The 8,064-nt window shown below is 63.1% G+C and carries 5 protein-coding genes; all 5 read left to right on the top strand.

Annotation, left to right across the window (positions count from 1 at the left end; genetic code table 11):
• On the top strand, positions 1-4,293 hold a 4,293-nt coding region (gene gltB / locus AC2FM3_RS14745), incomplete at its 5' end, for a glutamate synthase large subunit (protein WP_496683189.1).
• A gap of 184 nt (positions 4,294-4,477) precedes the next feature.
• Positions 4,478-5,392 carry a Hint domain-containing protein gene (locus AC2FM3_RS14740; RefSeq protein ID WP_496683187.1) on the top strand — a complete coding sequence of 305 codons (915 nt, stop codon included), beginning with the start codon at positions 4,478-4,480 and terminating at the stop codon, positions 5,390-5,392.
• 43 nt (positions 5,393-5,435) lie between these two features.
• Entirely contained in the window at positions 5,436-6,176 is a 741-nt protein-coding gene (gene mtgA, locus AC2FM3_RS14735; protein WP_496683186.1) for a monofunctional biosynthetic peptidoglycan transglycosylase, read from the top strand.
• 58 nt (positions 6,177-6,234) lie between these two features.
• Entirely contained in the window at positions 6,235-6,900 is a 666-nt protein-coding gene (gene fzlA / locus AC2FM3_RS14730; RefSeq protein ID WP_496683184.1) for an FtsZ-binding protein FzlA, read from the top strand.
• A 75-nt stretch (positions 6,901-6,975) separates the two neighbouring features.
• Complete coding sequence (gene queG / locus AC2FM3_RS14725) at positions 6,976-8,013, top strand: tRNA epoxyqueuosine(34) reductase QueG (protein ID WP_496683182.1); 1,038 nt, start codon at positions 6,976-6,978, stop codon at positions 8,011-8,013.
• Positions 8,014-8,064 lie beyond the last annotated feature (51 nt).

Genomic DNA, 8,064 nt, shown 5'->3' with positions numbered 1-8,064 from the left:
GTGCAGATCCCGGCCCCCTTCTTCTATGACCAGATCCGCCGCACCGGGCACGAGCCCAAGATGGACCAGCTGATCGCTGTGGGGCAGGTGTTCTTGCCACGCACCGATTTCGGCGCGCAGGAGCGCTGTCGGACCATCGTGGAAACCGAAGTTCTGCGGATGGGTTACTACATCTATGGCTGGCGCCACGTACCGGTGGATGTCACCTGCCTGGGCGAAAAGGCCAACGCGACCCGGCCCGAGATCGAGCAGATCCTGATCTCGAATTCCAAGGGCGTTGACGAGGACACGTTCGAGCGCGAGCTGTACGTCATCCGCCGCCGGATCGAGAAAGCCGCCGCCGCCGCGGGGATTTCAGGTCTGTACCTGGCCTCGCTCAGCTGCCGGTCGATCATCTACAAGGGCATGATGCTGGCCGAGCAGGTCGCCGTGTTCTACCCCGACCTGATGGACGACCGTTTCGAGTCGGCCTTTGCGATCTATCACCAGCGCTATTCCACCAACACCTTCCCGCAATGGTGGCTGGCGCAGCCATTCCGCATGCTGGCCCACAATGGCGAGATCAACACGCTGAAGGGCAACATCAACTGGATGAAAAGCCACGAGATCCGCATGGCCTCGGCAACCTTTGGCGACTATGCCGAAGACATCAAGCCGATCATCGCAGGCGGATCGTCGGATTCGGCGGCGCTGGACTCGGTGTTCGAGGTTCTGGTGCGCGCGGGCCGCTCGGCCCCGATGGCAAAGACGATGCTGGTGCCGGAAAGCTGGTCGAAACAGGCGGTGGAACTGCCGCAGTCCTGGCGCGACATGTATTCCTATTGCAACTCGGTGATGGAGCCGTGGGACGGCCCCGCCGCGCTGGCCATGACCGATGGCCGCTGGGTCTGCGCCGGGCTGGACCGCAACGGCCTGCGCCCGATGCGCTATGTGGTCACCGGCGACGGTCTGGTGATCGCCGGGTCCGAGGCGGGCATGGTCCCGATCGACGAGGCCAGCGTTGTCGAGAAAGGCGCGCTGGGTCCGGGCCAGATGCTGGCCGTCGATATGAAAAAGGGCAAGCTGTATCGCGACAAGCAGATCAAAGACAAGCTGGCCGCGGCCCTGCCGTTCGGCGAATGGGTCAGCAAGATCAACGATCTGGACGAAAAGCTGGCGAAGGTCGCCGAAAAGCCGCTGTTCACCGGTGAAGAGCTGCGCAAGCGCCAGATCGCGGCGGGCTACACGGTCGAAGAGCTGGAGCAGATCCTTGCCCCTATGGCCGAGGACGGCAAAGAGGCCATCGCCTCGATGGGCGACGATACGCCCTCGGCGGTTCTGTCCAAACAGTACCGACCGCTCAGCCATTTCTTCCGCCAGAATTTCAGCCAGGTGACCAACCCGCCGATCGACAGCCTGCGCGAATACCGTGTGATGTCGCTGAAGACACGGTTCGGCAACCTCAAGAACGTGCTGGACGAGGACAGCAGCCAGACCGAGATCATCGTGCTGGAAAGCCCCTTTGTCGGCAATGCTCAGTGGGAAGAACTGGTGGCGAATTTCGATGCGCCGCTGGCCGAGATCGACTGTACCTTCGAACCCGGCACCGGCGCACTGAGCGCCGCGCTGGCGCGAATCCGCGCCGAGGCGGAGGAGGCCGTGCGCTCGGGCGCGGGTCACCTGGTTCTGACCGATCAGTATTCCGGCCCCGGCAAAGTGGCGATGCCGATGATCTTGGCCACCAGCGCGGTTCATTCGCACTTGATTCGTCAGGGTCTGCGGACCTTCTGTTCGTTGAACGTACGCTCGGCGGAATGCATCGACCCGCATTATTTCGCGGTGCTGATCGGCTGTGGCGCGACCGTGGTCAACGCCTATCTGGCCGAGGATTCGCTCGCCGACCGGATCGAACGCGGCCTGCTCGAAGGCAGCCTGACCGAAAACGTCGCGCGTTACCGCGAGGCGATCGACCAGGGCCTGCTGAAGATCATGGCCAAGATGGGCATCTCGGTGATCTCGTCCTATCGCGGCGGCCTGAATTTCGAGGCCGTGGGACTGAGCCGCGCCATGGTGGCCGAATATTTCCCTGGCATGACCAGCCGGATTTCCGGCATCGGCGTCACCGGCATTCAGTCCAAGGCCGAGGAAATCCACGCCAAGGGCTGGGAGAGCGGCCTGGACGTTCTGCCCATCGGTGGGTTCTATAAGGCCCGCAAATCCGGTGAGACCCATGCGTGGGAAGCGACCTCGATGCACATGATGCAGATGGCCTGCAACCGCGCCTCGTACGAGCTGTGGAAGCAGTATTCGGCCAAGATGCAGGCGAACCCGCCGATCCATCTGCGCGACCTGATGGATTTCAAACCGCTGGGCAAGCCGATCCCGATCGAAGAGGTCGAATCGATCACCTCGATCCGCAAGCGGTTCGTCACGCCGGGCATGTCGCTGGGCGCGCTCAGCCCCGAGGCGCACAAGACGCTGAACGTGGCGATGAACCGGATCGGCGCGAAATCCGACTCGGGTGAAGGTGGGGAAGATCCCGCACATTTCGTGCCCGAGCCGAATGGCGACAACCCCTCGGCCAAGATCAAGCAGGTGGCCTCGGGCCGGTTCGGCGTGACCGCCGAATACCTCAACCACTGCGAAGAGTTGGAAATCAAGGTGGCCCAGGGCGCCAAGCCCGGCGAGGGCGGCCAGCTGCCCGGCATGAAGGTCACCGATCTGATCGCGCGCCTGCGTCACTCGACCAAGGGCGTGACCCTGATCTCGCCGCCGCCGCATCACGACATCTACTCGATCGAGGATCTGGCGCAGCTGATCTATGACCTGAAACAGATCAACCCGCGCTGCAAGGTGACTGTGAAACTGGTGGCGTCTTCGGGCGTGGGCACGATCGCCGCCGGGGTGGCCAAGGCCAAAGCCGACATCATCCTGATCTCGGGCCACAATGGCGGCACCGGGGCATCGCCCGCGACCAGCATCAAATATGCCGGCCTGCCGTGGGAAATGGGCCTGACCGAGGCGCATCAGGTTCTGGCGATGAACAACCTGCGCGACCGGGTGACCCTGCGCACCGATGGCGGCCTGCGCACCGGGCGCGACATCGTCATGGCGGCGATGATGGGGGCCGAGGAATACGGCATCGGCACCGCCGCCCTGATCGCAATGGGCTGCATCATGGTGCGCCAGTGCCAGTCGAACACCTGCCCAGTGGGCGTCTGTACGCAAGACGAATCCCTGCGCGCCAAGTTCACCGGCAATGCCGACAAGGTGGTTAACCTGATCACCTTCTACGCGCAGGAAGTGCGCGAGATTCTGGCCAGCATCGGCGCCCGGTCGCTGGACGAGATCATTGGTCGGGCCGATCTGTTGGCGCAGGTCAGCCGCGGGTCGGCGCATCTGGACGATCTGGACCTGAATCCGCTGCTGATCACCGTCGATGGCGCCCAGAACATCGTCTATGACCGCGACAAGCCCCGCAACGAGGTGCCCGACACGCTGGACGCCGAAATCGTGCGCGACGCGGCGCGGTTCCTGAAGGACGGCGAAAAGATGCAGCTGTCCTATGCGGTGCAGAACACGCACCGGACGGTGGGCACCCGGGTCTCGAGCCACATCGTGCAGAATTTCGGCATGCGCAACACGTTCCAGCCGGACCATCTGCATGTGAAATTGCAAGGCTCAGCCGGTCAGTCGCTGGGCGCCTTCGCCGCGCCGGGGCTCAAGCTCGAGGTGTCGGGCGACGCCAACGACTATGTGGGCAAGGGCCTGTCGGGCGGCACCATCGTCGTGCGCCCGCCGCAGGTCAGCCCGCTGCAGGCCGACCGGAACACGATCATCGGCAACACGGTTCTTTACGGCGCGACCGACGGGTACCTGTTCGCGGCTGGCCGGGCAGGCGAGCGGTTCGCCGTGCGCAACTCGGGGGCCAAGGTGGTGGTCGAGGGTTGCGGCTCGAACGGGTGCGAATACATGACCGGCGGGGTTGCGGTGATCCTGGGGGACATCGGGGCGAACTTTGGCGCGGGGATGACGGGCGGCATGGCCTATCTGTACGACCCCGAAGGCAAGGCGCAGCTTCTGATGAACATGGAAACCCTGGTGACCTGCCCCGTAACGGTCGAGCATTGGGAGATGCAGCTGAAATCGCTGATCGAGCGCCACGCCACGGAAACCGGCAGCCGCAAGGCCGCCGACATCCTGCAGCACTGGGACGTGGAAAAGGCCAATTTCCTGCAAATCTGCCCGAAAGAGATGCTGAACAAGCTGGCCTATCCGCTCAGCCACGAGGCGACGGCGGTTCCGGCCGAGTAACCCGGGCCGAACCCGAACAAGACCCGCGTGCCGCAGCCCGGCGCGCGGGTTCTTTGTTTTCATGCGGGCAGACGTCCGGGTGACCGCCCTCGCAGGCGGGGTTATGGGCGAATTGCGCCACAAAATCATCGTGAAATCGGGCCAATCGTTCGATAAGGTCGCAGAAATCGCAGGAGCCTTGGGAATGCCGACCACCTATCTCGATCAGTTTTTTATCATTGACCCCTTCAGCCCGCCTGCGGCAGGGACTGTTATGGTGGTCCAGAAATACAATCTGATCGATCAGAATGATGACGGAGACATCGACCGGTTCGACAATGACTCGGTCAACGGTCAGGATGTTACCAATTCGTGGCCCGGCGACACAGTCACCGTCAACGTGCCCGGCACGGGGAACGTGACCTATACCGGCATTACCTTTTATCTTGCCGATGGCAGCCGCGTGTTCACCCCGACCGACGGGCAGGTGCTGCAGCAGGGCACATTGGTGTCCACGACATTCGTTTCTTCGCAAGGTCCCCTGACTGTGCCCGGTGAGCTGGGGCCGCCCTGTTTCACGCGCGATACGTTGATCGAGACGCCAAACGGCCCAACGCCGGTTCAGGACCTGAGCGCCGGCGATCTGGTTCTGACCGTCGACAACGGTGCCAAACCGTTGCTGTGGGTCGGAAAGACTTGCGTGCCGGCCATCGGAAAGACCGCACCGATCCGGTTTGCGGCCGGTGTTCTGGGGCTGGATCGCGAAACACTGGTTTCGCCGCAGCACCGGATGTTGATCGACGACTGGCGGGCCGAGTACTTCTATGGCTATCCCGAAATCCTGATCGCCGCGCATTGCCTTGTGAATGGCACCAGCGTGACCCGAGCCGAGGGTGGAGATGTCACCTATTACCATCTGTTGTTCGACCAGCACGAGATCGTGACGGCAAATGGCGCCAGAAGCGAAAGCTATTACCCCGGACATGCCCTGTCGCAATCCGAGCGGGATACCTGCCGCGAGCTTTTCGATCTGTTCCCCGAACTCGACCGTGCGGATCTGGGCATGTTGAAGACCGCGCGCCCGGTCATCCGCCCACGCGATGCGCAGCTGTTCGGCTGACAAAGCCGTTCCAAAATTCGGCTGCGCGGCGTATAGCGGACCCATGGCGAAGAAAGCGGCCCGCAAGAGCAGCGGCAAAAAGAAACAGGCGACCCGGCCGAAAAAGACTCGGACGCTCCTGCCCCGTATCCGGCGATGGGTGGTGCGCGGCGCTTTGGCGGTTGCCGGCGTCTTTCTGGCGCTGGTGTTGATCTATTCGGTGGTGAACCCGCCGATCACCCACACGATCTGGTCGGAATGGCGCCGTCTGGGCAAGGTCGAGCGCGACTGGGTGCCGATCGAGGAGATTGCCCCGGTCATGGCCCGTGCGGCCGTGGCGGCCGAGGATGCCAATTTCTGCCTGCACTGGGGGTTCGACGTGAACGCCATCCGAGACGCGCTGGAGGATGGCGGCAACCGCGGCGCCTCGACCATCACGCAGCAGGTGGTGAAGAACGTGTTCCTGTGGCAGGGGCGCAGCTGGGTCCGCAAGGCGATGGAGACTGTGCTGACCCCGGTGGTCGAAATTTTCTGGAGCAAGAAGCGGATCCTCGAAGTCTATCTGAATGTGGCCGAAACCGGTGAGGGGCTATTTGGGGTCGAGGCTGCGGCGCGCCGCAATTTCGGTGTAAGCGCCGCGGAGCTGAGCCCGGTGCAGGCCGCCCGCCTGGCCGCGATCCTGCCCGCGCCGCGCGCGCGATCGGTGACGGACCCGTCGGTCTATACCCGCCGGCGGGCCGCCGCGATACTGGATGGGGCGGCCACCATCCGCGCAGATGGCCGCGCCGATTGTTTCGAGGATTGAAACCCTTGCCGCTCAGCGGCTATTGCTGAGCGGTATTCACTGGATCGAATGGACTCTCATGGCGCGTTTGTTTCACGTTCCCCTTTCCCCGTTTTGCCGAAAGGTCCGTCTGGCGCTGGCCGAAAAGAAGATCGAGGTTGAGCTGGTCTCCGAGAAATATTGGGAGAAGGATCCGGATTTCCTGCGTCGCAACCCGGCCGGAAAAGTCCCGGTTCTGCGGCTGGATGGGCGGATCATGGCAGAAAGCACCGCGATTTGTGAATATATCGAGGAAACCCGCCCGGACCCAGCCCTGATGCCCCGCAAACCCGAAGCCCGGTACGAGGTGCGCCGTCTGGTCAACTGGTTCGACGACAAGTTCCACCATGAGGTGACGTCGAAGCTGTTGTACGAACGGGTGAACAAGAAGATGACCGGGCAGGGCTATCCGGACAGTAGGAACGTGAAAGAGGGCGCGCGGGCGATCAAGTTCCACTTGGACTACATGGCCTGGCTGCTGGATCAACGGCGCTGGCTGGCGGGGGATCAGATGACCTTGGCCGATTTTGCGGCTGCGGCGCACCTGTCGGCGCTGGACTATATTTCAGACGTGGACTGGAACCGCAGCCAGGTGGTCAAGGACTGGTACGCCAAGATCAAATCACGCCCGGCATTCCGATCGATCCTTGCGGACCAAGTACCGGGATTCCGCCCGCCTGCCCATTACGCTGACCTTGATTTCTGATAGGTTGGGTCAGGGGGCTGTCTGCCCCCTCTTGGCCCGTTGGGCCAATTCACCCCCGAGGATATTTTGGGCCAGATGAACAGCGCGACAGCATTGAAGGACAGGTTGGTGGCGCAGGCCCGGGCCGAGGGGTTCGTGTCGTGCCGGATCTGCCGCCCGTGGGACGTACCGGAGGTGCCTGCGCGGTTGGCCGCCTTTCTGGCGGCGGGCTATCACGGGCAAATGGGTTGGATGGCCGAGCGGACCCATTGGCGGGGGGATCCGGCGAAGCTGTGGCCCGAGGCGCGCTCGGTCATCATGCTGGCCGAGAGTTACACGCCGGATCATGATCCGACCGAGGTTCTGGGGCGACCCGATCGCGGGGCGATCTCGGTCTATGCGCAGAACAGGGATTATCACGATCTGGTCAAGAAGCGGCTGAAGCGGCTGGCCCGATGGCTGATTGCCGAGGCCGGCGGCGAGGTGAAGGTGTTCGTCGATACCGCGCCGGTGCCCGAGAAAGCACTGGGCCATGCGGCCGGGTTGGGGTGGCAGGGCAAACATACCAATCTGGTCAGCCGCGATTGGGGCAATTGGGCCTTTTTAGGGTCTGTTTTCACCACTCTGAACCTGCCGGCGGATCCACCGGAAGTGGATCATTGCGGGTCGTGTCGGGCCTGTCTGGATGCCTGTCCGACGGATGCTTTCCCGGCACCCTATCAGTTGGATGCGCGGCGCTGCATTTCCTATCTGACCATCGAGCACAAGGGGCCGGTGGATCAAAAGCTGCGCGGCAAGCTGGGCAACCGGATCTATGGCTGTGATGATTGCTTGGCCGCTTGTCCGTGGAACAAGTTCGCGGTGGCGGCCAGCGACATCCGCTATGCCGCGCGCAAAGACCTGATGGCGCCGCCGCTGGCGGAATTGGCCGGGTTGGACGATGCGGCGTTCCGGGACAAGTTCTCGGGGTCTCCGATCAAGCGGATTGGGCGCGACCGGTTCGTGCGCAACGTTCTGTATGCCATCGGCAATTCCGGGTCGGCGGAGTTGATTCCGGTCGCGCAGGCGCTGACCGAGGATCCCGATCCGACGGTGGCCGACGCGGCGCGCTGGGCGGTCGAACAACTGTCGTGAATGCCGCAAACAGGCTGGACGCGTCGGTTCAATCCGCTACACCCGTGACTG

It is taken from the genome of Ruegeria sp. BHSB172 (assembly GCF_059613165.1).
The sequence above is the reverse complement of the archived record's forward strand: the minus strand, read 5'-3'. Positions and strand labels throughout refer to the sequence as shown.

Bases quoted from the DNA above. Each gene is read 5' to 3' on its own strand.
- AC2FM3_RS14740 (WP_496683187.1), top strand. From the start codon at position 4,478: ATGCCGACCACCTATCTCGATCAGTTTTTTATCATTGACCCCTTCAGC.
- fzlA (WP_496683184.1), top strand. From the start codon at position 6,235: ATGGCGCGTTTGTTTCACGTTCCCCTTTCCCCGTTTTGCCGAAAGGTC.
- queG (WP_496683182.1), top strand. From the start codon at position 6,976: ATGAACAGCGCGACAGCATTGAAGGACAGGTTGGTGGCGCAGGCCCGG.
- mtgA (WP_496683186.1), top strand. From the start codon at position 5,436: ATGGCGAAGAAAGCGGCCCGCAAGAGCAGCGGCAAAAAGAAACAGGCG.